Consider the following 21261-nt stretch of genomic DNA (forward strand, 5'->3'; position numbering starts at 1 on the left):
CCCGCGCGGCCCACCCGTGAACCCCGTCCACCCCCTGTGCTAGCGTCGCCCGCAGTGACACGGGGTGCCCGCCAGGGCTGAGAACACACCCGTCGAACCTGATCTAGTTCGTACTAGCGAAGGGATGTCGCGAATGGTCGTTCGCACGTCGTCGTCTCCGTCCACCCCCGCAGGGCCCGCCCCCGCCGAGAGCCTCGAGGCCCTTCGTCGGACCGCTCCGCTGACGCAGTGCATCACGAACGCGGTGGTGACGAACTTCACCGCCAACGCACTGCTCGCCCTCGGCGCCGCCCCCGCCATGTGCGACATCCCCGGCGAGGCAGGTCTGTTCGCGGGCGTCGCGGGCGGAGTGCTGGTGAACCTCGGCACCCCGACCGCCGAGCAGCGGGATGCCGCCCGCGAGGCCGTGGGCGCCGGCACCCCGTGGGTGCTCGACCCCGTCGCCGTCGGCGCCCTGCCGGTCCGCACCGCCCTCGCCCGTGAGCTGCTCGCCGCACGGCCGGCGATCATCCGCGGCAACGCCTCCGAGATCCTCGCCCTCGCCGGATCGGGAGCGGGCGGCCGCGGCGTCGACGCGACCGACTCACCCGACGACGCCCTCGAAGCCGCCCGAGCCCTGGCGCGGGAGACGAAAGCGACCGTCGCCGTGTCGGGAGAGGTCGACCTCATCGTGGATGCCGAGCGCACAGTGCGCGTGATCGGCGGCAGTGTCCTGCTCACCCGGGTCACCGGCGGCGGCTGCGCCCTCGGCGCGGCGATGGCGGCCCTCTCGGCGGTGACGGCACCGTTCGATGCGGCGATCGCCGCGAGCGCGGTCTGGGCGATCGCGTCGGAGCGGGCGGCATCCGTCTCCCGCGGTCCGGGGTCGTTCGCCGTCGCCTTCCTCGACGAGCTGGCCGCGCTCGAGCCGTCCGACCTGCGATCGGTCGGCATCGCGACGGAACGAGCCGACACCGTCGAGACAGGGGTCCGACGATGACCCGCGACCTCTCGCTGCACCTCGTCACCGATCATCGCGTGCCCTTCGCCCGACTGCGCGGCATCGTCGATGCTGCGGTCACCGCGGGGGTGACCGTCGTGCAGCTGCGCGACAAGATCGCCACGGGCGGCGAGCTGTTCGCGCGCGCCCTCGACCTGGCCGACGTCGTCGCCGGGCGGTGCGCGTTCGTGGTCGACGACCGCCTCGACGTCGTGCTCGCCGCCCGCGACCGCGGGGCGCGGGTCGACGGCATCCATCTGGGGCAGAGCGACCTGCCGGTCGACGCCGCCCGCGCGCTGCTCGGCCCCGACGCCCTCATCGGGTGGACCGCGAACACGCCCGCCCATCTCGCGGCCGCCGCCGCGCTCCCCGCCGACACCGTGGACTACCTCGGCGTCGGGGTCATCCGCGCCACCGCCACCAAACCCGACCACCCGCGCCCGCTCGGCGTCGACGGGTTCGCCGCGCTCGCGGCATCCACTCCCGTGCCCTGCGTGGCGATCGGCGGGATCGGCGTCGACGACGTCGCCGCTCTGCGGGGCGCGGGGGCGGCCGGCGTGGCCGTCGTGTCGGCGGTGAGCGGCGCCGACGATCCCGGCGCGGTCGTCCGCGACCTCCGCGATGAGTGGGAGGCGGGAGCGTGAGCCCGCGCGTCCTGAGCATCGCCGGCACCGACCCGACGGGCGGCGCCGGCGTGCAGGCCGACCTCAAGTCGATCGCCGCCTTCGGCGGCTACGGCATGGCCGCGGTCACGGCGCTCGTGGCGCAGAACACCCGAGGCGTGCGCGAGGTGCACGTGCCGCCCACCGCGTTCCTCGACGCGCAGCTGCGCGCGGTCAGCGACGACGTCGAGATCGACGCGGTCAAGATCGGCATGCTCGGCTCCGTCGAGGTCGCGGCGACCGTCGAGGGCTGGCTCGCCGAGGTGCAGCCGCCGATCGTCGTGCTCGACCCGGTCATGGTCGCCACCAGCGGCGACCGCCTGCTCGACCCCGACGCCGAAGAAGCCGTGCGCGCCCTCTGCCACCGAGCGCACCTCGTCACCCCCAACCTCCCCGAGCTCGCCGTGCTCGTGGGGGAGCCGCGCGCCGCGTCCTGGGACGCCGCCGTCGCTCAGGCGCAGCTTCTCGCCGAGCGCTCCCGCACGACCGTCCTGCTCAAGGGCGGCCACCTCGACGGAGAGCAGAGCCCGGATGCCATCATCGACGGCTCGGGCGTGCATCCGGTCGCCGGACCCCGCGTCGACACCCGGCACACCCACGGCACCGGCTGCTCGCTGTCGTCGGCCATGGCCACCCTCGCCGCCCACGGCCTGTCGTGGCCGGATGCCCTGACCCGCGCGAAGCGCTGGCTGACCGGCGCGCTCGAGCACGCCGAGGCGCTGCACGTCGGCCACGGCAACGGCCCGATCGACCACCTGCACGAGCTGCGCCCGCACATCGACCTCGGCCGGTCGTGGAGTGCCGAGCGGTGGGATGCCACGGCCCGAATCCGCGCCGACGTCGACGCCTGCGCCTTCGTACGGGGCCTGGCATCCGGCACCCTCGATCGCGCGGCGTTCGCCTGGTACCTCGGCCAGGATCTGCTCTACCTCCGCGAGTACGCGCGCGTCCTCGCCCGCGCCGCGGCCCTCGCGCCCACGGTCGACGAGCAGCGCTTCTGGGCCGCGGCGTCGGTGTCGTGCCTGGCCGAGGAGGCGGAGCTGCACCGCTCGCACGTCGACCCCGCGGGTCTCGAGCCCGCGGCATGCACCCTCGACTACACCGACCACCTGCACGCCGCGTCGAGCACGGGCTCGTACGCGGTGCTCGTGGCGGCGATCCTCCCCTGCTTCGTGCTGTACACCGACATCGGTGCGCGCTGGCGCGGAACATTCGGCCCCGACCACGCCTACGCCGATTGGCTCACCGCCTACGGCGACGAGGTGTTCGCGGCGTCGTCGGCCGAGGCGGCGGGGATCGTGGATGCCGCCGCGCGAGCGGCATCCCCCGCCGTCCGTTCCGCGATGGCCGCGGCCTACGACCGCTCGATGGCCCTCGAGCGGGCGTTCTTCGAGGCGCCCCTGCGCTGACCCCGCTCGCGCGAGTCGCCACGTTCTGTCGCTTCGGACGGGCCGGTGGCGACGATTCCCGGCGACTCGCGCGGCGGCGGAGGGTCAGCCGCTCTTGCGACGGAACTCGCGCTTCGTCACGGCCGCGTGCGTGCCCTGGACGGCGGAATGACCGTCGAGGTGCGCCTGGCCCGACCGCTGCTGACCGTTCTTCTTCGCGAGCGCCTCTTGGAACTTGCGCTTCATCTCGGCGGATGCCGTGGCATCCGAGGTCTCATCGGTACTCATGCCCCCACCCTAGGCACGCTCCGCAACACGGACCACCGGTCAGACGTGGCGGACCCGCTGCTGCAGACGCGTGCGGATGTCGAACAGCTCGGTGCCGCCCACCTCGCGCGCGCCCGTGATGCCGCGACGCAGCAGCGTCGTCAGCGCGCTGCGCGTGACCAGCGCGACGGGGGTTCCCCGCACCTTGCCGAGCTCCGTGATCGCGTCGAACACGTCGTCGTCGGGCAGGACGACGATCGCCCCGCTGAAGCGCACCCCCGCGGAACGCGCGATGACGCGGGCGCGGGAGACGAGCTCCGTGACCGGCGCCCCGATGACGTTCGGACCGGTGATCTCGCCCCGGCGTACCCCGACCGGGCCGCCGAAGTCTTCGCTGAGCAGGGCGTACAGGCCGCTCGGGCCGAGCACGAGGTGGTCGATCTTCTGCTCCGGATCCACCCCGTCGCGGTCGGCGAAGACGTCGTGCCACACGGTGTACCCCATGCCGAGCTCCGACACCAGGCGCGCGGTCTCCTCTTCGGCGAGCGCATCCGCGAGGATGTGGCGGATCTCCGGCGGCGCCGAGCGCACGAGCGCCGGGTCGTAGGGGTCGGCGATGTCGACGCCGCGCCCGACCCACTCGCGGATCAGGTCGAGGTAGCGCTCACGCCGCCAGCCGCCCGGCTGGCCGTGCGACCGCGCGCGCGGGCGGGTGTCCGCGGGACGGGAGGGCGTGGATGCCGTCGGCGCGCCACCCCAGTCCCCGGTCGTCGCCGCTCCTTGGCCCCGGTCGTAGGCGCTGCGCGCCTCGGGCGTGCCGACGAGCTCCCATGCCCGCTGCACCTGCACGAACAGGGCGGCGTCGCCGCCGGTGTCGGGGTGCGTCTCGCGCAGGCGCACCCGGTAGGCGCGGCGCAGGCCCTCGTCGTCGACATCGGCCGCGACGCGGAGCACCTCGTATGCCGAGGACGACATAGGACTGTCGAACACGTGCGTCATCCGTTCCGCCGCGGGGCGCGGCGCTTCTCAGGCTAACGCGCCGCGCCTGTGCGGGATCCGTGCGCCCGGGGGCGGCTCCGGCGCGGGCGCCGCGCGTACGCCGCCGCGTCGCGACTCGACAGGGCCAGCAGCACGAGGATGTCGAGGCTCAGCGTCAGCAGCGTGGTGCGCACGGTGATCTCGAGCCCCAGCTCCCACCAGCCCACGAAACTCGCGCTGATCGAACCGACCGAGATGAGCATGACGAGCACGCGCGACAGGTTGCCCCCGACCAGGATCCGGATGCCGAGCACCACCTGCACCACGAAGAGGGCGCCCATGACGCTCAGGAAGACCGCGGTGCCGATACCGAGGTCGGCGAACGCGGCGAGCTCCGGGTCGGTCGACGCGCTCGCATCGCCGCTGGCGGCGCCGGCGATCTGCTGCAGCCACGGCGGGAGCGAGAACGCCACGCTCACCGCCCAGAGGGCCCCCGCGATGGCGCGGAGGAGGACGAGCACCGCTCCCGCGACGGTCGCGGTGGGGCGGTGCATCGCGGCATCCCCCGCCGTGGGATCCAGAGGCGGCTCGAAGGCCACGCGTTTGCGCGGATGCCGCTGCTCGTTCACGGTGTCCGCTCCCCACCGACCGCCGAGACGGCTCGCACGTCGATGATGGGCAGGTCGCCGTCGGTGGTGATGCTGTCTCCGCCGCCGTTTCGCGAGTGGTATCCGGTCGAGAAGTCCCGGATGACGTCGACCTCCACCCCGCGGACCCCGGCGACGCTGCCCACGATGTGGTCCCTCTCGATGTCGGTGTCGGCATCGATCCGGTGGGTCACCTGCAGCGTGAACAGCGAGAGGCCGACCGCGCGATCGAAGGTGCCGGCGGCCAGCCAGTCGACGCGGCGTCCACCCGGGAGGAGCCATCCGTCGGGGCATCGCCACAGGCGCACGTGGTGCCGCTGCGCGGGGGATCCGGCGACCTCCTGCTGATACGCGAGATCCTGCACGTGCCCGAAGAGGAACAGCGGGCTGACCGGCGCACGCGGATAACTGCGCCGTCGCAGGGTCGAGCTGATGATCTGCCACGAGGAGCGCAGGGTGACCGGATCGGCGGCGATCCAGCCGGCGTCCGCCAGCACGTCCTCGATCTGCTCCCGTTCGCCCAGGAAAGCCAGGTTGACGGGGTCGCCCAACAGCCCGTCGGACGTGCGCGTACGCCCCATGAAGTAGTCGGGGACGTAGATGGCGGTGAGGATGCGATGCAGCCGCGGCAGCACGAGATAGGCGAGCAGCACCCAGAAGGCGATCGCCATCGCGATGCCGGCCCATCCGAGCGAGAACGACTCGGTGAAGCTGAGATACGCGAGCCAGAACGCGGCGAGACCGGCGAAGACGAAGAAGAACCCGTCGAGGGCTCGACCTAACGACCAGCGGCGCCGCGGAGGGGTCATCGCCGGCGCGATCCCGGCCGCCGGCGCGTCACCACAGCGCCGGCTCCGGCTCATAGGCGAAGGCCTCCGCCACGCGACCACTCGGCAGCTCCTCGAGCCGCGCGGGCGTCCATCGCGGCGTGCGGTCCTTGTCGACGACCTGCGCGCGGATCCCTTCGACGAGGTCGGGTTGCGTGAACGCGAACCACAGCACGAGGCCGTACTCCTGCGCGAGGGCGGCGCGCAGGGAGGGCAGCTCGCGCGCGCGACGCACGGCCTCGAGCGTCACCGCCACCGCCGTCGGGGCGGACGCGGCGAGGAGGTCGGCGGTCTCGCGCGCCTCGGGCTCGGGCCGTGCCCGCAGGCGGTCGATGATCGCCGGCACGTCGGCGGCGGCGAAGGCGTCGTCGATCCACTCCCGCGCCGCGATCAGGCGCGACGGCTCCGGACTCTCGTCGAACAGCAGCACGAGCTCCGTCGGACTCGAGGGGTCGGCCCGGTTCTCCAGCGCCTCGTAGAGCGCCTCGAGGTGGGCGGTGGGCACCATGTGGTCGGCGAATCCCGCGTACAGCGCGTCGGCGGCATCCATCGTTGCGCCGGTCAGGGCCAGGTACTCGCCGAGGCGGCCGGGGGCACGGGCGAGCAGCCACGAGCCGCCCACGTCGGGAGTGAAGCCGATGCGCGTCTCGGGCATGGCCAGGCGCGAGCGCTCGGTGACGATGCGGATGGCGGCGTGACCGGCCAGTCCGATGCCGCCGCCCATGCAGACGCCGTCGGCGATCGCGATCACGGGCTTGCGCGACGTGGCGATGCGGTGGTCGAGGGCGTACTCCTCGCGGAAGAAGGCGTGCACCTCGTCGACGCGTCCGGCGGTGACCATCTCGTGCAGCGCGCGCACGTCACCACCCGCGCAGAAGCCCCGGTCGCCGGCGCCGTCGAGCAGGATGACGTCGACGTCGGTGTCGCGCTCCCAGCGGTCGAGCGTGACGTTCAGCGCACGGATCATCTCCAGGTCGAGGGCGTTGATCGCGCGGGGCTTGTTGAGGGTGAGGTGGCCGAGGCCGCGACGACCCCCCACGAGGACGCTGTCGTCTGCGGATCGTTGTGCGTGCACGGTGCCACGTTACACACGCCGCCAGATGGGTTTTCGGCCCCGGATCGGGGAAGATGGACGGAACGCCCACCGAACGAGAGGTGCCGAATGCCCGACGGACAGGTGCTGGAGCTCGCCGGCCTCACCAAACGCTTCGGAGCGGTCTCGGCGGTCGATGATCTCTCCGCCCGGATCGAGCCGGGTCAGGTCACCGGGTTCCTCGGGCCGAACGGCGCCGGCAAGACCACCTCGCTGCGCATGCTGCTCGGGCTCGTGCGCCCGACGTCGGGGACCGCCACGATCGGCGGCAAGGCGTTCGCCGACCTCGATTCCCCCCTGCAGACGGTGGGCGCGGCTCTCGAGGCGTCGAGCTTCCACCCCGGCCGATCGGCCGCGAACCACCTCAAGGTCTACGCCCGCGCCGCGAACCTGCCCACCACCCGCATCGACGACGTGTTGGGACTCGTCGGTCTCGCCGACGTGGCCGGGCGCCGCGTCGGCGGCTTCTCACTCGGGATGCGCCAGCGTCTGGGGTTGGCGACGGCACTGCTGGGCGACCCCGGCGTGCTGGTGCTCGACGAGCCGTCGAACGGTCTCGACCCCGAGGGCATCCGCTGGATGCGCTCCCTGCTGCGCCATCTCGCCGAAGAGGGACGCACGGTGCTCATCTCCTCGCACCTGCTCGCCGAGGTGCAGCAGACCGTCGACGCGCTGCTGATCATCTCGCGCGGCCGCCTCGTGTTCCAGGGCGGTATCGAAGACCTCGCCGACCCCGACGAGTACGCCACGGTGGTCGACTCGCCCGATCGCGCCGCGCTGTCGCGGCTGCTCGACGAGCGGGGAATCGACTACCAGCTGCTGCGCAACGGCTTTACGATCCGCCATCACGAACCGGTGGAGATCGGCGGCCTGGCCGCCGCTGCGGGCATCGCACTGTCGAACCTGCAGAGCAAGGGCGCGAGCCTGGAGGACATCTTCCTCGAACTCGTGAGCGGCGCGCGCGTGCACGCGAGCGCCGGGGGAACGTCGATCCCGACGACGGATGCCGCCTCCGCGACGGCCGGCGACGGGGCAGCGCCCGAGCCGGTCGCCGCGGCCGCGGACGTCCCGACACCGGCGGACGCCCCCACGACCGCGCCGGCGCCCGAGCACGAGGTGCCCGTGCACGCGGCGCCCTCCGCCGAGGACCGCGTCGCCGACGAGCCCCGCCCGTCGACGGCGCTGGTCGCGGTCATCGCCCCCGTCGCGGCCGCTCCCGCCCGCACCGAGGCTGACGACATCCCCCGCCCCTCGTACGCCGTCGCCTCCACCGGGGTGATCGACATCGTTCCGGTGGGAGTCGCGCACGGCGGCGAGACGCCCGACGACGACCACCTCGTCCGTCACGAGCAGGAGGTGTCGCGATGACGCTCCTCGCCGCCACGCGCTCCGAGTACACCAAGCAGTTCACCACCGCCGGCTGGTGGGTGCTGGGCATCGTGCTCATGGTCTACGTCGCCTTCACCGCGGGCCTGCTCGCCTTCGTCTTCGGCGGCGTGGCCTCGGGGCGCCTCTCCGGCGGCACGGGTCCCGCGATGTCGGCCGACGGCGTCCCCGCGCTCGTCTACAGCACGGCCTCCGCGGTCGGATACGTCTTCCCCCTGCTCATCGGCACCCTCATGGTGACCACCGAGTTCCGCCACAAGACGCTGACCCCCACGTTCCTCTCGACGCCGCGCCGCGGCGTCGTGCTCGGCGGCAAGTTCGTCGTCGGCATCCTGGTCGGCCTGCTCTACGGCATCCTGGGCTCCCTCGCCGCGATCGCGGCGGGCGCGGGCGTGCTGAGCATCTTCGGGATCGACGCGGAACTGGCCTCCTCCGACACGTGGGTGCTCGTCGGCCGCATGCTGCTGGCGTTCGCACTGTGGGCCGTGGTCGGCATCGGCGTCGGCACGGTCGTGCGCAACCAGGTCGCCGCGATCGTGATCGTGCTCGCGGTGACACTGTTCGTCGAACCGATCATCCGCACCCTGGGCGGAGTGGTCGACGGCTTCGGCGAGGTCGTGAAGTGGTTCCCCAGCGCCGCGAGCGACGCGCTCGTGGGGCAGACCATCTTCGGCGCGATGGGCACGGCGGGTGCAGACGCCCTCGAGTGGTGGATGGGCGGCCTCGTGCTGCTCGGCTACGCCGTGGTGCTGCTCGTGATCGGCCTGTTCACCACTTGGCGCCGCGACATCGACTGACCCGTTCCGAGCTGCGCTTTTTGTCGGCCCAGCCCGCAGCGGCGAGAATCAACCGTGCTCGATGGACCGGTGATCGCCGAGTGGCTCCCCGTCTCGGTGGCCGCTCTCATCCTGCTGCTCGCGGCGGCGGGTGTCGCCGGGTGGGTCGACGCGGTGGTCGGCGGCGGCGGCCTGATCCAGCTTCCCGCTCTCGTCATCGGCGTGCCGAAGGACGTCGCGACACCCTTCATTTTGGGCACGAACAAGCTGTCGTCGTTCTTCGGGACGCTCTCGGCCAGCTGGGTGTACCTCCGCCGCATCCGGGTGCAGCTCGTGCTCCTCGTGCCGCTGGTGGCGGGGGCGTACGCCGGTTCGACGGTCGGTGCGGCGCTGTCGCGTTTCGTCCCGCGCGAGGTGCTCACACCGATCGTGCTCGTGGCCGTGGTGGCCGTCGCGCTGTACACGTTGTTCAAGCCGAAGATGGGTCTCGAGCACGCCCCGCGCCACGACTCCCGGGCGGCCGTCGCCTGGCGGGCGGGGGCGATCGGTCTGCTGGTCGGGTTCTACGACGGCATCCTGGGTCCGGGCACGGGCTCGTTCTTCGTCATCCTCATCGTGGGCGTGCTCGGCTACGGGTTCCTGCAGGCCAGCGTGAACGCCAAGATCGCGAACCTCACGACGAATCTCGCGGCCCTCGCGGTGTACGGCGTGCACGGCGAGATCATCCTCGCGCTGGGCCTCGCCATGGCCGTGATGAACATCACCGGGGGTTTCATCGGCGCGCACATGGCCACGCGTCGCGGCAGCGGCTTCGTGCGCATCGTGTTCCTGGTGACGTTGTCGATCCTGATCGTCAAGCTCGCGTGGGACACCGTGGCGCAGTTCGCCGGCTGATCCAGCGCTTCGCGCAGCACCGGCCGCACCGGCCGCACCGATCGCACCGGCAGCACCGGCCGCACCGGCCGCACCGGCCGCACCGGCCGCACCGGCCGCACCGGCCGAGTGTCCAGGAAACCCGGACGGAACGGAATTTCGTCCGGGTGTTCTGGACACTCGGCGCGCATGTGCGCATGTGCGCGGGAGCGCCGGAAGAGCGGGGGATGCTCAGGCGACGATGTCGGCGACGTCCTCGGGCTCGGATGCGACGTCGAGGCGCAGCGCCTTCACCAGCGCCACCCCGTGCTTGGTGGTGAGCACCAGGCGCTCGAACTCGTCGTGACCGACGAGGTCGACGACCACACTGGGCTTGCGCCCCCGGATGATGACGAAGTCGTTGCCGCCGGCGGACTTCCACGTGCCGGCCCCGACGGCGACGGGGAGGTTGATCCCGGGGTTGGGCACCCCGCGGATCCAGGTCCATGCGTCGTCGGTCAGCTGCACCCGGTCGATGTGCTCCCGGGGGACGACGATGTTGGTCTTGCGGAACGACAGAGCCCGCTCGGTCGGCGAGAGCACGACCTCGAGCTGCGTCGAATCGAGCAGCAGGGTCACCATGCCATCCATCCTGCCAGCGTCGTGGTGCGTCGACCCGCCGGGCACCTCACAGGACGGCAACGATCGCCGGAACGGATGCCGGGACGCCACGCGCGCGACGGCCGCGGTCCCCCTCCCCCTCGGCCCCGATGTCGGAGCGGGGGGATAGCCTGGAGCGATGAGCACGGGCAGCGCTGCGCCGCGAGTCGCACCGGCCCGAGGCACCTCGATCGACGACCTGCTCGCGCGCGTGCGCACCGGTCACCGGCCCGACGTCGACGAGACGGAGACCCTCCTCGGGGCCGATCTGGACGTCCTTCTCCCGGTGGCCGCGGCCCTGCGCGACGAGGGTCTCGACCGGGCCGGCCGAGCGGGCGTCATCACGTATTCGCGCAAGGTGTTCGTGCCGCTCACGACGCTCTGTCGCGATCGGTGCCATTACTGCATCTTCGTCGACACCCCCGGCCAGCTCGCGCTGCTGCGCAAGCCCGCGTACATGACGCCCGAGCAGGTGCTCACGGTCGTGCGACAAGGCCAGGCCCTCGGGTGCAAAGAGGCGCTGCTCACCCTGGGCGACCGCCCCGAGGAGCGCTGGCCCGAGGCCCGGGCGTGGCTCGACGAGCACGGCTTCGCCTCGACCATCGACTACGTCGTGCACATCGCCCGCCTCATCACCACCGAGACCGGGATGCTCGTGCACGCCAACCCGGGAGTCATGCACCCCGACGAGCTTGCCGCGCTTCGACCGGTCTCCCCGTCGATGGGCATGATGCTCGAGACCACCTCCCGGCGCCTGTTCGAGGAGCCCGGGCAGGTGCACTTCGGCTCGCCCGACAAAGACCCGGACCTGCGCCTGAAGGTCATCGACGACGCCGGGGCCGCCGGCATCCCCTTCACCACCGGCATCCTCGTCGGCATCGGCGAGACCGTCCGCGATCGCGCGGAGTCGCTGGTCGCCCTCCGCGAGAGCGCCGACCGCCACGGCCACGTGCAGGAGGTGATCGTGCAGAACTTCCGCGCGAAGCCCCGCACCGCCATGCAGGGCGCCCCCGACGCCGACATGCGGGAGTACCTCGCGGCGGTCGCGGTCGCGCGGCTCGTGCTCGGGCCCGACATGCGCGTGCAGGTGCCACCCAACCTCTCCGATCCGCGCGAGCTCGGGCTGCTCGTCGCCGCCGGCATCGACGACTGGGGCGGAGTGTCACCGCTCACCGCCGATCACGTGAACCCCGAACGGCCCTGGCCCCACATCGACGACCTGGCCGCCTCCACCGCGACCCACGGCTACACGCTGCGCGAGCGTCTGACCGCGCACCCGGAGTTCGTGCGAGATGCCGAGACCTGGATCGACCCGGCCCTGCGTGCGCCCGTCCGGGCCCTGGCGGATGCCGCGGGCCTGGCCGCCGACGTGACTCCCACGGCCCCCACGGCCTCCTCCGCCCGCCCCGTGCCCACGCCCCGCACCGGCGCCGTCTCTCCCGACCCCGGCGTGCGCCGCCTCGCCGAGCGGGCGGCATCCGCCCCTCTCGCTCTCGACGACGCCGACTGGACCCGCCTGCTGCACGCAACGGGCGGTGAGCTCGACGATCTGACCGCGGTCGCCGACGACGCCCGCCGCTACACCGTCGGCGAACCGATCACGCTCGTGCGGAACCGCAACCTCACCTCGTCGGGGCTGCGCCGCGGCGGCCGCGCGGCACCGGGCGAGTTCGGCCTCGACGACGCCGCGGCCATCGCGGTGGATGCCGTCGACCTCGGTGCGACCGAGATCTGCATCCAGGGCGCACTGCCCGGCGACGAAGACCCCGCCGGGTACCTCGACCTCGTGCGGGCCGTGAAGGGCGCCGCCCCCGGCATCCACGTGCACGCCTACCGCCCCCTCGATGTGCGCGACCTCGCCGACCGAGGCGGTCTCGGCCTCGGCGGTGCCCTCGCCGCGATGCACGCCGCGGGGGTCGACACCGTGCCGGGGACGGGCGTGAAGGTGCTCAGCGAGCGCGTGCGCGGGCTCGTCGCCCCGGGCGATCTCGAGATCGACGCGTGGATCGAGACCATCACCGCCGCGCACCTCAGCGGTTTCCGGTCGACCTCGGTGCTCTTCTACGGGCACGTCGAGACGGCTGAGGAGCGCATCGCCCACCTGCGGCGCCTGCGCGAGATCCAGGACCGCACGCGCGGCTTCGCGGAGTTCGTGCCGATCCCCCTGCCCGGCGGCGACGTGCCGCCGGTGGCGGGGCGCGCGCCCGTCGACGAGCACCGGGCGATGGTCGCGGTGTCGCGGCTGCTGCTCTCGGGCAGCATCGCGCACGTGCAGATCCCGTGGACCCGCGTCGGCCGCGACACCGCTGCCGTGCTGCTGCGTTCCGGTGGCGACGACCTCGGCGGCACGCTCTACGACGGGCGGGTGCTGCCCGACACCGGGATCGAGCAGGGCCTCGAACTGCCCGTCCCCGCCGCCGAGCGCCTCGCGCGGAGCCTCATGCGGCCGTTCCGGCTGCGCACGACCGACTACCGCGTGACCGATGCCTCAGCGCCGTACGTCGTGACCAGCGGCGGCACGCGCTTCCCCCTCCCCGCCGACGCGAGCCGGACGCCCGATGAGACCCCCGCACCCGACGGAGCCCCCGCGTGAGAGTCGTCGACGTCGCGATCGTCGGCGCGGGCTTCGCCGGCCTCGCCATGGCCGGCGCTCTGCGGCGGGCAGGTCGCGACGACATCGTGCTGCTCGAACGCGCGTCCGACGTGGGCGGCACCTGGCGCGACAACACCTACCCCGGTGTCGCGTGCGATGTACCGGCCCATCTCTACAGCCTCGCCGCGCACCCGAACCCGGGATGGACCCGCACGTTCGCGGCGGGCGGTGAGATCCAGCGGTACCTGCGCGAGGTCGCCGAGCGCGAGAACCTCGGCGATCGCCTGCGACTGCGCACCCCCCTCCTCGGGGCGCGGTGGGATGCCGCCGACGCGGTCTGGCGGATCGACACCGGGGCCGAGCCCGTCGTCGCCCGCTCCCTGGTTCTCGCCTGCGGACGCCTGACCGAGCCGCACGTCGCCGCGATCGACGGACTCGAGTCGTTCGACGGTCCCCTGTTCCACTCGGCCCGGTGGGACCACGACGTCGACCTCACCGGAAAACGCGTCGCCGTCGTCGGCACCGGCGCGAGCGCCGTGCAGCTCGTCCCCGAACTCGCCCGCCGCGCCGCCCACGTCACGCTCTTCCAGCGCACCCCGGCGTGGATCGTGCCGCGCGGCGGCGACGAGATCCCGCTCGCCGAGCGCGAGCGTCTCGCCGCGCACCCCGGTGACCTCGCGCGCCTGCGGGCGGAGCTCTACGCCGAGGGCGAGCGGCGCTTCGCCTCCCGCTCGGGCGACGCCGTGGCATCCGCCGCCGCTCGGGAGGTCGCTCTCGCGCACCTGCACGCGCAGGTCGCCGACCCCGCGCTGCGCGAGGCTCTCACGCCCGACTACGCCTTCGGATGCAAGCGCGTCCTGCTGTCCGACGCGTTCTACCCCGCCGTCGCCTCGGATGCCGTGACCCTCGAGCCCACGGCGCTGGTGTCGGTCGAGGGCTCGGCGCTGACCGCCGCGAGCGGGACGCGCCACGACGCCGACGTGCTCGTGCTGGCGACCGGCTTCGCCTCGGCCCAGCAGCCCTACGCCGATCTCGTGCACGGCGAGGAGGGCACGCTCGCGGCGCACTGGTCCGACGGCATGACCTCGTTCGGCTCCACGGTGGTCACGGGCTTCCCCAACCTGTTCGTCTTGAACGGCCCCAACGCGAGCCTCGGCCACAACTCCGCGGTGCTCATGGCCGAGGAGCAGGCCGCCTACGTGGTGCGCGCTCTGTGCGAGCGCGACCGTCGCACCGATCGCGTGCTGCGAGTGCGCCCGGATGCCGAGGCGGCGTACACCGCCGAGATCGCCGAGGCCGCGGCATCCACCCCCTGGCTCACCGGCGGATGCCGCAACTGGTACGTCGACCACCGATCGGGGCGCCTGACACTGCTGTGGCCGGGTACGGTGCAGGCGTTCCACGAGAGACTGGCCGGCACCGACGGTTCCGAGTTCGTCGCGCCCGTGCGGGCGACCCTTCCCAGCGTCGACATCTAGAGGAGACAGCCATGACCATCCCCCTGCGTTTCGGTTACAAGGCCTCGAGCGAGCAGTTCGGCCCCAACGAGCTGCTCGAGTTCGGGGTGCTCGCGGAGAAGATGGGCTTCGACTCCGTCTTCCTCTCCGATCATCTGCAGCCCTGGATGCACGACGGCGGACACGCTCCCAACGCGCTGCCGTGGCTCGGCGCCCTCGGCGCCCGCACCGAGCGGGTGATCATCGGAACGAGCGTGCTCACCCCGACGTTCCGCTACCACCCCGGCGTCATCGCCCAGGTGTTCGCCACCCTCGGGGTCATGTACCCGGGTCGCGTGGTCCTGGGGGTGGGCACCGGCGAGGCGCTGAACGAGGTCACCCTCGGGCTCGACTGGCCCGAGCCGCCCGAGCGCTTCCAGCGTCTGAAAGAAGCCATCACGATCATCAACGAGCTCTGGGCGGGCGAGCGGGTCACCTACGAGGGCACCTACTACTCGGTGAAGGATGCCACCATCTACGACCGCCCCGCGCAGAAGGTGCCCATCTACATCGGCGCCTCCGGACCCGCCGCCACGCGGCTCGCCGGCCGGATCGCCGAGGGATACATCACCACCAGCGGCAAGGATCCCGAGCTCTACACCGAGAAGCTGCTCCCCGCGCTCGACGACGGCCTCGCCAAGGCCGGTCGCACCCGCGACGACGTCGACACGCTCATGGAGGTCAAGGTCTCGTACCACCCCGACCACGACACCGCGCTCGAGAAGACGCGCTTCTGGGCCCCGCTCGCCCTCACCGCCGACGAGAAGATGAGCGTGCACGACCCCCTCGAGATGCAGCGCCTCGCGAACGAGCTGCCGATCGAGCGCGTGGCATCCCGCTTCATCGTCTCCACCGACCCCGACGAGCACGTCGAGCGCATCGCACGCTACGTCGACCTCGGCTTCCGCCACCTCGTGTTCCACGACCCCGGACACGACCAGGAGGAGTTCCTGCGCATGTACGGCGAGGAGATCCTGCCCCGGCTGCGCAAGCGCTTCGGCTGAGGCCCGGGGCGCCGGTCGGGGCGACGGCAACGAGACCGCCCGCGTTCGCCGACATCACACGCGATTCGCGCGCCACCCGCATCGTCTCGCGAGACGGGGGTCATCTCGGTGGCGTCGGGCCGCGACCGCGATCCGCAGCACGGATAAGCGGAGCCGCGCTACCCCCACCCGCGGATGTCCGGGGTTCGACGCACAATGGATGCGATGAGCACTCCTGAGATACGTGACGGCTGGACGATCGTGGTGCCGGTCAAGCCGGCCGCGATCGGCAAATCGCGCCTGACGGGCGTCTCCGATCGCGAGGCGCTCGCCCGCGCCCTCGCCCTCGACACGATCGCGGCCGCCGCAGCGACCCCGCGCGTCTCGCGAGTGGTCGTCGTCACCGACGACGTCGAGCTCTCGGCCCTCGTCGCGCAGTGGCCCGCCGTCGATGTCGTCGCCGAGGGAGACGTGCGCGGTCTCGATGCCGCGGTCGCGCTCGGCGCCGAGGAAGCCGGACGGGGCACTGCCCGCGCCGCCCTCCTCGGCGACGTGCCCGCGCTCACCCCGCACGACCTCGACGCCGCCCTCGAGCTCGCCGGCCGCGTGGAGCGGGGTCTGGTCCCGGATGCCGAGGGCACCGGCTCCACGCTCGTCACCGCCCGACCGAACGCGGTGTGGGTGTCGGCGTTCGGCGCCGACTCCGCCGCGCGCCACCGTCTGCTCGGCTGCGCCGACCTCGCGGTCCCCCGCGATTCGACGCTGCGCCGCGACGTCGACACGGCCGTGCAACTCGCGCAGGCCGTCGCCCTCGGCGTGGGTCCGCGGACCGCGGCCGTACTGGCGTCCGCCGCGGCCTGAGTCGGGCGCGGCCCGACCCCGGCGCAGCCTCACCCGGGCGCACGGCCCGCCGCGGCCCACCCCGCCCCCGCAGGGCCCCCGCGGCCCTGCGCCTCGGCCGCCGCCACTCACCCGCGGATCCGCCGCGCATCTCCTCTTCCGCGCTCAGCACGGGGCGCGACCGGGCGGCTCAGGCCCCCAGCGCCGCCTCGGCGATCGCCGCCGACGCGTCGTCGTCGCTCATCCACAGCGGCCGCACGACCGCGTGGATCCCCGCCTCCTCGACCTGGGCCGCCGACGCTGCGTCCTCCTCGGCGAGCACCCACGCGTCCAGCACCCCATCCGCCGACCGCGCGCCGTAGTGCCGCGCGACGGCCGCGGCCGAGGTCTCGACGCCGATCGCCGTCAGGCACACGTCGGCCATCCCGCGCACGACGCGGCCGCCGATGATGGGCGAGACCCCGACGACCCGCGCCGAGGTGGCGCGCAGGGCCTCCCGGATGCCGGGGACGGCGAGGATCGGACCGATCGACACGACCGGGTTCGACGGCGCCAGCAGCACCACGTCGGCCGCCGCGATGGCATCCGTCACTCCCGGGGCGGGCACGGCATCCGTGATCCCGGGGTTCTCGAACGCACGGGGGGTCAGCTGGGCGCGATGGCGCGTCCACCACTCCTGGAAGTGCAGGCGACGCCCGTCTTCGAGCAGCACGTGCGTGTCGACCTCGCTGTCGGTCATGGGCAGCATCCGGATGCCGAGCGGCCAGCGCTGCGCCATCCGACCGAGCACCTGGGTCGGGGTGAGGCCCTCGCGCAGCCAGCCGGTGCGCGCGAGGTGGGTCCCGAGGTCGAGATCGCCGAGGGTGAACCAGGGCCAGCCGGCGCCCCACGCCTGCAGTTCCTCGTTGACGCGCTCGGTGTCGCCCGCGCGACCCCAGCCGCGCACGGTGTCGTTGACCCCGGCGAGGGCGTAGGTGATCGAGTCGACATCGGGTTGAAGTCGCACACCGGAGAGCCAGAGGTCGTCACCGGTGTTGACCACGACGGTGGCCTCGGGGGCGCCGAGCCGGTGCAGGGCAGCGCGCACGCCGAGCGTGAACTTCGACCCCCCGACTCCACCGGCGAGCACGACGACACGGGGTTGGGGAGGACGCATCCATCCAGTCTTCCACTTCGCTGTCCCGCGCCGAGACCGCGTGCCGAGGGGTGGCGTCAGGCGGAACCGCGCGTCACTCGCAGCGCAGACTCGCGGTCACCGTCGCGGGATAGCGTGTCGCGTCGTCCGGGGACTCGACGATGCCGTCCTCGGGTTTCCACCCCTCCACGACCGCCGCCTCGCCGTCGCTGGAGGCCACCGACACGTTCTCACCGCCGACGGTGAGGTCGATGTCGTCGGATTCGAAGGAGACCAACACGCCGTCCGCGCCGACACCGACCGACCCGCGCGCCCCCTCGTCGACGTTCGTGCGGAACGAGAAGGTGCCCTGCGGCGTCACCTGCACCGCCGTCCCGCGCGCGCCGGTGTCGTCGCACTCGATCACATCGGGGGTCATCGTGACCGTCTGTTCGCCGTCGGGTCCGGTCCAGGTGACGGTGATGGTCGAGGGCGAGGCCGCCGGCGCGCAGCCGGCCAGAGCGAACCCCACCGCGACGACCGCGGCGGCGAGAAGACGACGCCGCATCACGCCCACGCTCCGGCTCGACGCCGATCGAAGTCGCCGAAGCGCCGAACGGCGCCGTGCGCCCGTTCCCCGGCCGCCGCGGCGGCGGCGCGCAGCACGCGGACGGATTCGTCCCATTCGCGCATCGCCGTGGCGAAGGCGTCGCGCGCGTCGCCGTCCCACGAGGCCTGCAGACGCGCCGCTTCGTTCTCGAGCGTCGTCAGGTGCTCGTCGATCCGGTCGATCGCCTCGCGGACGATCGCGATCGAGCCCACCGCCGAGTCTTCGTCAAGATGCATCATCACGCTCCCCGCCGCGCATCGCGGCGCGCACCGATTCTGTCACGGCGGGATCTCTCAAAGCCGAGGGTGGCGCGAAGGCGGGCATCTCGAGCAGCGACCGCGGTTCAGCGGATCCGTCGAGCACGGCGCGCAGCGCACGGGCGACCTCGCTGTCGGGATGCTCCTCGCGCAGGCGACGCTGCATCTCCGTGCGCAGCATGCCGAGAACGGGCGCCGTCCCCGGAACGGTCGCGAAATCGAGACCGCTGGAGGAAGCCGCCCGATCCGCTCGGAAGGCTTCGCTCACCTCGGCGGGGGTGGGCCGGCGCGCGTCGTCGCTCAATTCGTGACCTCCATGGCGGGGACGGGGAGCTCCGACGAGAAGTCCGAGAGGTCGGAGGAGAGGTTGCTGATGGACCCCAGGATGTTGCCGAGGTCGTTGAGGAACTGCAACTGGTCGTTGACTTCGGCCACGAGGCGGCCCGCGTTGAGCAGCGCCACTCCCGCGGCCCCCCATCCCAGGATTCCGCCCACGACCGTCTCGATCGTCGCCGTTCCCAATCCGGCGGCGACCGCGGCGATGAGGATCGAGTCCAGCAGACCGTAGAGCGCACTGCTGACGGCCTCCGCCGTCCCCTCGACCCCGTCGGCATACGACGCGAAGGCGTCGCCCGCATCCTGGAATTCCTGCACGGCGTTGCCGAGCACCGCGGAGAGCCGGTCGAAGTAGTCCTGCGCGCTACTGGCGGCGTAGCCCTGCCAGGCGACCTTGATGAAGGATGCCGCACTGCCCAAGTGCCCCCGCATGTCGTCGATGAGCTGGCTGAGCCCTGTCAACGTGTCGGCGAAGGCCCGCAGGTCACCCCAGCGCCCTCCGAACTCGCGCATCACCGTCTCGGGGAGCGGCGTGGCACCCAGCCAGCCGAGGATCGTGTCGATCCACTCGACGGGACTCAGGAGATCTCCGGGCACGAGGTTCAGCGTCAGGTCGTTGAGGTGGTCGTAGGCCGGTCCGAAGTCGCAGAACCGTGCCGCGCCGCCCGCGGGCGGCCCCCAGACGGGCATGAGGTCGGTGCTGCGCCCGCCCGCCGAGTCCGAGACGACTTCGCTCGCCGACGACGAGTTCCCGTTGTACACGGACGGATCCGACGCATCGATGCGGGCGGCTTCTTCCGCATCAATCGAGCGTCCTTCGTCCGCCACCGACCGCAACTCGACCGCCACGCCCGTCAGGACGCTCGCGAGATGGTCGAACCAGTCGATGAGCGACGAACGCAGCTCCCGCGCGCGCTCGGCGGCGAACCGATAGGCCGGGTGATCCCCCGTGTCATCGAAGGGATGCGCCGCGAGGTACTGCTTCGCGCTCTGCGCCTGCGCGGCGTAGTCGTCGAACGGTATGGCCTGGTGCTCCAACGCGTCGGGCGCCAGCCAGAAACTCGATGCGGTCATCCCCCACCCCCCCGTTCGACCGTATCAAGCGGTCTCGACGGTGTCAGCGCCGGCGTCGACTACTGCGCGAGCAGCGTCGGATCCAGCGCTTCCGCCGCGGCCTTCGCCGCGACCGGCAGCGCCTCGAGCACGCGCTCGAGGGCGACGTCGTCGTGGGCGGCGGTGAGGAACCACGCCTCGAACACGCTCGGGGGAAGCGAGACACCGGCATCCAGCATCGCGTGGAAGAACGGGGCGTAGCGGTAGGACTGCTGCGTGAGCGCGGTGGCGTAGTCGCGCGGCACCTCGGGCAGGAAGGCGACGCCGAACAACGAGCCCGCGCGCGGCACGGTGTGCACCACTCCCTCGGCGGTCAGGGCGGCGTCGAGCGCGTCGGCGATCCGCGCGGCCGCGGCGTCGACGGCCGCGTACACCTCGGGCGTCGCCAGACGCAGCGTCGCCAGGCCCGCGGCCACCGACAGCGGGTTCCCCGACAGGGTTCCGGCCTGATACACCGGGCCGAGGGGGGCGAGGTGGTCCATGACCTCGGCGCGGCCGGCGAGGGCGGCCAGCGGCATCCCGCCGCCGATGACCTTGCCGTAGGTGAGGATGTCGGGCAGGTAGCGCTCGCCCTGCGAGGCCTGCAGACCCCAGAAGCCGGCGGGGTGCACGCGGAATCCGGTGAGCACCTCGTCCATGATCAGCAGGGCGTCGTGGCTGTGCGCGATGTCGGCGAGCGCGGCGTTGAAGCCGGGCAGCGGTGGCACGACCCCCATGTTCGCCGAGGCCGCCTCGACGATGATCGCGGCGATGTTCTCGCCGTGCACCTCGAACACTTCGCGCACCGCGTCGAGGTCGTTGTAGGGCAGCACGAGAGTCTGCGCGGCGATCGGCGCGGGGACACCTGCCGATCCGGGGAGCGCGAGGGTGGCGACACCCGAGCCCGCCGCGGCGAGGAGCCCGTCGGAGTGCCCGTGGTAGTGCCCGGCGAACTTGATCAGCAGGTCGCGTCCGGTGACTCCGCGGGCGAGGCGGATCGCCGTCATCGTCGCCTCGGTGCCGGTCGAGACCAGGCGCACCTTCTCGATCGGCTTCAGATCGCCGACCTGGACGCGCTGGGCGACGAGGTCGGCCAGCTCCACCTCGGCACCCGTGGGCGCGCCGAACGACAGACCCCGGGATGCCGCGGACTGCACCGCGCCGACCACCTCGGGATGCGCGTGGCCGAGGAGCGCCGGACCCCACGACGCGACGAGGTCGACGTACTCGCGACCCGCGGCATCCGTGATCCGCGGTCCCGACGCCGACTGCACGAACCGCGGCGTCCCGCCGACGGAGCCGTATGCGCGCACGGGCGAGTTGACGCCGCCGGGGATGACGTCCTTGGCGCGGGCGAACCACTGGTCGTTGAGATCGGTCATACGTCAATTCTCCCGGGTAGACACGCGTGAGTCGCCGAGAATC

The 21261-nt window shown here is 72.6% G+C and carries 22 protein-coding genes and 1 riboswitch; of the genes, 10 read left to right on the plus strand and 12 right to left on the minus strand.

The window, feature by feature from the left end:
* The first annotated feature begins 50 nt into the window (after positions 1–50).
* Positions 51–142, plus strand: a riboswitch (TPP riboswitch).
* From thiM to thiD, 3 genes are all read left to right on the plus strand, one after another.
* Positions 134–979 carry a hydroxyethylthiazole kinase gene (gene thiM / locus AB0N80_RS01160; protein ID WP_363577062.1) on the plus strand — a complete coding sequence of 282 codons (846 nt, stop codon included), beginning with the start codon at positions 134–136 and terminating at the stop codon, positions 977–979. It overlaps the preceding riboswitch by 9 nt.
* The gene (gene thiE, locus AB0N80_RS01165; protein WP_363577064.1) at positions 976–1623 is read left to right on the plus strand and encodes a thiamine phosphate synthase; all 648 of its coding nucleotides are present in this window, start codon (positions 976–978) and stop codon (positions 1621–1623) included. Before thiM ends, thiE begins: the two co-directional genes overlap by 4 nt.
* Positions 1620–3050 (plus strand): bifunctional hydroxymethylpyrimidine kinase/phosphomethylpyrimidine kinase, encoded by a 1431-nt coding sequence (thiD, locus tag AB0N80_RS01170; RefSeq protein ID WP_363577066.1) that lies wholly within the window; start codon positions 1620–1622, stop codon positions 3048–3050. Before thiE ends, thiD begins: the two co-directional genes overlap by 4 nt.
* Before the next feature lie 84 nt (positions 3051–3134).
* Here the strand turns inward: thiD and AB0N80_RS01175 are convergent, their stop codons facing one another.
* From AB0N80_RS01175 to AB0N80_RS01195, 5 genes are read right to left on the minus strand one after another with little or no spacing between them, the layout of a single operon-like run.
* Positions 3135–3317, minus strand: a complete 183-nt coding sequence (locus tag AB0N80_RS01175; RefSeq protein WP_315994342.1) for a DUF5302 domain-containing protein — start codon at positions 3315–3317, stop codon at positions 3135–3137.
* Positions 3318–3356: 39 nt separating this feature from the next.
* The gene (locus tag AB0N80_RS01180; RefSeq protein WP_315994341.1) at positions 3357–4286 is read right to left on the minus strand and encodes a DnaJ domain-containing protein; all 930 of its coding nucleotides are present in this window, start codon (positions 4284–4286) and stop codon (positions 3357–3359) included.
* 41 nt (positions 4287–4327) lie between these two features.
* Positions 4328–4903 carry a hypothetical protein gene (locus AB0N80_RS01185; protein ID WP_363577068.1) on the minus strand — a complete coding sequence of 192 codons (576 nt, stop codon included), beginning with the start codon at positions 4901–4903 and terminating at the stop codon, positions 4328–4330.
* Positions 4900–5730 (minus strand): LssY C-terminal domain-containing protein, encoded by an 831-nt coding sequence (locus tag AB0N80_RS01190; RefSeq protein ID WP_363577070.1) that lies wholly within the window; start codon positions 5728–5730, stop codon positions 4900–4902. Before AB0N80_RS01190 ends, AB0N80_RS01185 begins: the two co-directional genes overlap by 4 nt.
* 28 nt (positions 5731–5758) lie before the next feature.
* Complete coding sequence (locus AB0N80_RS01195) at positions 5759–6823, minus strand: enoyl-CoA hydratase/isomerase family protein (protein WP_363577072.1); 1065 nt, start codon at positions 6821–6823, stop codon at positions 5759–5761.
* An 87-nt stretch (positions 6824–6910) separates the two neighbouring features.
* Here AB0N80_RS01195 and AB0N80_RS01200 point away from each other — a divergent pair, with 87 nt between their 5' ends.
* Genes AB0N80_RS01200 through AB0N80_RS01210 form a run of 3 tightly spaced genes read left to right on the plus strand, consistent with a single transcriptional unit; the run spans position 6911 to position 9897 of the window.
* Entirely contained in the window at positions 6911–8209 is a 1299-nt protein-coding gene (locus tag AB0N80_RS01200) for an ABC transporter ATP-binding protein (RefSeq protein WP_363388854.1), read from the plus strand.
* Complete coding sequence (locus AB0N80_RS01205) at positions 8206–9024, plus strand: ABC transporter permease (RefSeq protein WP_363577074.1); 819 nt, start codon at positions 8206–8208, stop codon at positions 9022–9024. The genes AB0N80_RS01200 and AB0N80_RS01205 overlap by 4 nt, the downstream gene beginning before the upstream one ends.
* 54 nt (positions 9025–9078) lie before the next feature.
* Positions 9079–9897, plus strand: a complete 819-nt coding sequence (locus AB0N80_RS01210; RefSeq protein ID WP_363577076.1) for a TSUP family transporter — start codon at positions 9079–9081, stop codon at positions 9895–9897.
* Positions 9898–10107: 210 nt separating this feature from the next.
* Here the strand turns inward: AB0N80_RS01210 and AB0N80_RS01215 are convergent, their stop codons facing one another.
* Positions 10108–10506 (minus strand): hypothetical protein, encoded by a 399-nt coding sequence (locus AB0N80_RS01215; RefSeq protein WP_315994334.1) that lies wholly within the window; start codon positions 10504–10506, stop codon positions 10108–10110.
* Positions 10507–10654: 148 nt separating this feature from the next.
* Between AB0N80_RS01215 and cofG the strand changes: the two genes are divergently transcribed.
* The 4 genes from cofG (at position 10655) to cofC (ending at position 16448) form a co-directional block, all read left to right on the plus strand.
* Positions 10655–13108 carry a 7,8-didemethyl-8-hydroxy-5-deazariboflavin synthase CofG gene (gene cofG, locus AB0N80_RS01220; protein WP_363577078.1) on the plus strand — a complete coding sequence of 818 codons (2454 nt, stop codon included), beginning with the start codon at positions 10655–10657 and terminating at the stop codon, positions 13106–13108.
* Positions 13105–14586, plus strand: coding sequence for an NAD(P)/FAD-dependent oxidoreductase (locus AB0N80_RS01225; protein ID WP_363577080.1), 1482 nt, complete (start codon positions 13105–13107; stop codon positions 14584–14586). Before cofG ends, AB0N80_RS01225 begins: the two co-directional genes overlap by 4 nt.
* A gap of 11 nt (positions 14587–14597) precedes the next feature.
* Positions 14598–15608 (plus strand): glucose-6-phosphate dehydrogenase (coenzyme-F420), encoded by a 1011-nt coding sequence (gene fgd / locus AB0N80_RS01230; RefSeq protein WP_363577082.1) that lies wholly within the window; start codon positions 14598–14600, stop codon positions 15606–15608.
* Between the two features lie 204 nt (positions 15609–15812).
* Positions 15813–16448 carry a 2-phospho-L-lactate guanylyltransferase gene (gene cofC / locus AB0N80_RS01235; protein WP_363577084.1) on the plus strand — a complete coding sequence of 212 codons (636 nt, stop codon included), beginning with the start codon at positions 15813–15815 and terminating at the stop codon, positions 16446–16448.
* Positions 16449–16617: 169 nt separating this feature from the next.
* Here cofC and cofD read toward each other — a convergent pair whose 3' ends face one another.
* From cofD to hemL, 6 genes are all read right to left on the minus strand, one after another.
* Positions 16618–17583, minus strand: coding sequence for a 2-phospho-L-lactate transferase (gene cofD, locus AB0N80_RS01240; RefSeq protein WP_363577086.1), 966 nt, complete (start codon positions 17581–17583; stop codon positions 16618–16620).
* A 73-nt stretch (positions 17584–17656) separates the two neighbouring features.
* Complete coding sequence (locus AB0N80_RS01245; RefSeq protein WP_363577088.1) at positions 17657–18109, minus strand: hypothetical protein; 453 nt, start codon at positions 18107–18109, stop codon at positions 17657–17659.
* A complete protein-coding gene (locus AB0N80_RS01250) occupies positions 18109–18387 on the minus strand; it encodes a WXG100 family type VII secretion target (RefSeq protein WP_363577090.1) in 279 nt (92 codons plus the stop codon). The genes AB0N80_RS01245 and AB0N80_RS01250 overlap by 1 nt, the downstream gene beginning before the upstream one ends.
* Positions 18377–18589, minus strand: a complete 213-nt coding sequence (locus AB0N80_RS01255; protein WP_363577092.1) for a hypothetical protein — start codon at positions 18587–18589, stop codon at positions 18377–18379. The genes AB0N80_RS01250 and AB0N80_RS01255 overlap by 11 nt, the downstream gene beginning before the upstream one ends.
* A gap of 119 nt (positions 18590–18708) precedes the next feature.
* Positions 18709–19818 carry a hypothetical protein gene (locus tag AB0N80_RS01260; RefSeq protein ID WP_315994325.1) on the minus strand — a complete coding sequence of 370 codons (1110 nt, stop codon included), beginning with the start codon at positions 19816–19818 and terminating at the stop codon, positions 18709–18711.
* 59 nt (positions 19819–19877) lie between these two features.
* Positions 19878–21218, minus strand: a complete 1341-nt coding sequence (hemL, locus tag AB0N80_RS01265) for a glutamate-1-semialdehyde 2,1-aminomutase (RefSeq protein WP_363577094.1) — start codon at positions 21216–21218, stop codon at positions 19878–19880.
* Between the last annotated feature and the right edge of the window lie 43 nt (positions 21219–21261).

It is taken from the genome of Microbacterium sp. NPDC089188 (genome assembly GCF_040685155.1).
Taxonomy (GTDB): Bacteria; Actinomycetota; Actinomycetes; order Actinomycetales; family Microbacteriaceae; genus Microbacterium; species Microbacterium galbum.

Bases quoted from the DNA above. Each gene is read 5' to 3' on its own strand.
- AB0N80_RS01255 (WP_363577092.1), bottom strand. From the start codon at position 18,589: ATGCTGCGCACGGAGATGCAGCGTCGCCTGCGCGAGGAGCATCCCGAC.
- cofD (WP_363577086.1), bottom strand. From the start codon at position 17,583: ATGCGTCCTCCCCAACCCCGTGTCGTCGTGCTCGCCGGTGGAGTCGGG.
- AB0N80_RS01190 (WP_363577070.1), bottom strand. From the start codon at position 5,730: ATGACCCCTCCGCGGCGCCGCTGGTCGTTAGGTCGAGCCCTCGACGGG.
- AB0N80_RS01215 (WP_315994334.1), bottom strand. From the start codon at position 10,506: ATGGATGGCATGGTGACCCTGCTGCTCGATTCGACGCAGCTCGAGGTC.
- AB0N80_RS01260 (WP_315994325.1), bottom strand. From the start codon at position 19,818: ATGACCGCATCGAGTTTCTGGCTGGCGCCCGACGCGTTGGAGCACCAG.
- AB0N80_RS01175 (WP_315994342.1), bottom strand. From the start codon at position 3,317: ATGAGTACCGATGAGACCTCGGATGCCACGGCATCCGCCGAGATGAAG.
- AB0N80_RS01200 (WP_363388854.1), top strand. From the start codon at position 6,911: ATGCCCGACGGACAGGTGCTGGAGCTCGCCGGCCTCACCAAACGCTTC.
- AB0N80_RS01245 (WP_363577088.1), bottom strand. From the start codon at position 18,109: ATGCGGCGTCGTCTTCTCGCCGCCGCGGTCGTCGCGGTGGGGTTCGCT.
- thiE (WP_363577064.1), top strand. From the start codon at position 976: ATGACCCGCGACCTCTCGCTGCACCTCGTCACCGATCATCGCGTGCCC.
- cofG (WP_363577078.1), top strand. From the start codon at position 10,655: ATGAGCACGGGCAGCGCTGCGCCGCGAGTCGCACCGGCCCGAGGCACC.
- hemL (WP_363577094.1), bottom strand. From the start codon at position 21,218: ATGACCGATCTCAACGACCAGTGGTTCGCCCGCGCCAAGGACGTCATC.
- AB0N80_RS01205 (WP_363577074.1), top strand. From the start codon at position 8,206: ATGACGCTCCTCGCCGCCACGCGCTCCGAGTACACCAAGCAGTTCACC.
- fgd (WP_363577082.1), top strand. From the start codon at position 14,598: ATGACCATCCCCCTGCGTTTCGGTTACAAGGCCTCGAGCGAGCAGTTC.
- thiM (WP_363577062.1), top strand. From the start codon at position 134: ATGGTCGTTCGCACGTCGTCGTCTCCGTCCACCCCCGCAGGGCCCGCC.
- cofC (WP_363577084.1), top strand. From the start codon at position 15,813: ATGAGCACTCCTGAGATACGTGACGGCTGGACGATCGTGGTGCCGGTC.
- AB0N80_RS01250 (WP_363577090.1), bottom strand. From the start codon at position 18,387: ATGCATCTTGACGAAGACTCGGCGGTGGGCTCGATCGCGATCGTCCGC.